Origin of the sequence: Paraburkholderia sp. SIMBA_027, from assembly GCF_046535315.1 — a bacterium.
GTDB classification, from domain to species: domain Bacteria; phylum Pseudomonadota; class Gammaproteobacteria; order Burkholderiales; family Burkholderiaceae; genus Paraburkholderia; species Paraburkholderia tropica.
In genome coordinates this window covers 1-228 of sequence record NZ_JAWRWY010001780.1, presented here as the reverse complement: position 1 = coordinate 228, position 228 = coordinate 1, and the positions used below count along the sequence as shown (strand labels likewise).

The 228-nt window shown below is 68.4% G+C and carries 1 protein-coding gene; it reads left to right on the top strand.

Features of this window, described 5'->3' with window-relative positions; translation table 11 throughout:
- Positions 1-36: 36 nt before the first annotated feature.
- The coding region (locus tag SB764_RS45285; protein WP_410867479.1) for a hypothetical protein at positions 37-228 on the top strand (192 nt) is incomplete at its 3' end.

The following is a 228-nucleotide window of genomic DNA, read 5'->3' as shown; positions in this document are numbered from 1 at the left end:
CTGGGGACCCTCGTGCCCCCGGACGCGCAGACCGCCGTGATCGATCCCAATCCTGACCCTCCGGCACAAATGCCTGGGACGCCGATGCTCTCCTTCGACCGTGCCGTGGTCCGCGCTGTGGGCAAGGACGGATCCGGTGCGCTGAATGTTGCTTCCGCCGGCTTGGCGAGGCCTCCGGCCGGAAGCCTGTACGCGCCCCTGGAGGTCCTGAATCCGAGTTCGCCCTAC